Raw genomic sequence first — 1638 nt, 5'->3', positions numbered from 1 at the left:
GGGCTTTAAACCGAACCCTACATTTTTATATTAATTTTTAATCGTTAAAAATCCATGCGTATAATTAGAATTTATCGCTTACTCATTTGATGAGCAAAATCAGCTAAAATTTCATCATCAAAGCCCTCATCATGGAGAGATTCCATACTTGACCTTATTTCTGGATCTAATGCTTGAGTCATTCCTTCAAGAACAGAGTCTTCCCTACCTGCCACAGCACGACTTAACCATGTATCAAAATAGGAATCTATGACTTCTTCTTTAACCCTCTCCCACCAATTTTCACCTGACGCAGAATGAATACCTTTATATAAATAGCCCACACGTTCGCCATTATCATAGGTGATTAAGTGTACATTCCCAATAGTGGGGCTAGGATAATTACTATCCATAAAAGACTTCCAAGCTTCAAGGTTACCTTTTATCCCAAGCGGAGCACTAATCCAATTTACTTTACTCATTTTGCCTCTTTCTATCCTTTGTTACACTGATAACCATACACTTCCCAAATACTCGCTACATTAATGATATTGAACTCAGGTTAAGCATATCAAAGACCCTCAAAGAACATTTCCTTATCTCACAAAAAACGTCCCTATTATATGAACTTCTATTAATATCAAATAGTGTAAATTATTACCAACTATAAATATTATGCGGCGGGTAGTTATTTTGGAAATGAGGGGGGGGGAGAGTTACTTTAATAGCTGTTATTTAATCTTAAATACTTAATTGCAGCCCATAGTCGCCTATCTGCTGAAGTATAAGCTTAATCTTCAAAACAGTAAGGTTAACTATGAGCTACAGCATTTAAAGCCTAGTGGTGGTGCCCGCCTTGAATAGCCTCGCCCTGCTGATTATAAAAACCTGTTGCGCTGTGCTCAATAAAACCAAGGTTTATCATTTTAGCTAAAAACGGGTCGCTTTCGTTATCGCCAATGTCGGCGTAATCGGTGGTTTGAAAACGGTCCCACTGTGCAAATTGAGCAGTAATTAATGGCACATCAGTGCTTACATTGTTAAGGCTTAGCAAGGTAGTTGTTTCGCTTTTTTTATTACTAATACTAAATGTTTTAACTAATTTTGAATGCGTAAAAAAGGTGAGGTTAAAGTCGTTGCCATTTTCGCTCAGTGTATAGTTTTTTACTTCATCGCAGCCTGTGCCTTGTGTGCTTACTAGGGTCATTTTTTCGATTAGGTGGTTATCCACCAGCTGACTTTTAGCACTCCAATTTTGTACGCCGCGTACCTCAGATGGTTGGTATTCAATGCCGCGTTGCTGGGCATTAAAGTAACGTATTGGGCGTATTTGATTATTGGCTAAGTGCTGCCAAAGCTCGGTTATTACTTCACTTTGATGCGCTACTTGCTGATTGTTTCGCCAAAGGGTAAGTGACTCGCTACTTTGCTGCGCTTTATGGCTGTTGGTAATTTTATAATCGGCTTTTAAATGCTTGGCATCAATGTCACATTGCGAGGCAAAGCTACTTGTACTTACAAGCGTGGCAATTATTAATAACGCTTTTTTCATTTAGCTATCTCTTATTTATATTTCAAGTTTATGGCAATAACATAACGATTATAAATGTCAGTTTAATGACAAAAACCCCGCACAGTATGCGGGGTTTTTTATTTAGA

General features: G+C 37.7%; 2 protein-coding genes. Both read right to left on the bottom strand.

All coding sequences use genetic code 11. The annotated features are described in order from the left end of the window. Positions 1–71: 71 nt before the first annotated feature. Complete coding sequence (locus H5072_RS18840) at positions 72–461, bottom strand: hypothetical protein (RefSeq protein WP_182694438.1); 390 nt, start codon at positions 459–461, stop codon at positions 72–74. A gap of 356 nt (positions 462–817) precedes the next feature. Continuing rightward, the gene (locus H5072_RS18835; RefSeq protein WP_182694437.1) at positions 818–1531 is read right to left on the bottom strand and encodes a hypothetical protein; all 714 of its coding nucleotides are present in this window, start codon (positions 1529–1531) and stop codon (positions 818–820) included. Between the last annotated feature and the right edge of the window lie 107 nt (positions 1532–1638).

Origin of the sequence: Pseudoalteromonas sp. SR45-5 (assembly GCF_014163565.1) — a bacterium.
Classification (GTDB): Bacteria; Pseudomonadota; Gammaproteobacteria; order Enterobacterales; family Alteromonadaceae; genus Pseudoalteromonas; species Pseudoalteromonas distincta.
The sequence above is the reverse complement of the archived record's forward strand: the minus strand, read 5'-3'. Positions and strand labels throughout refer to the sequence as shown.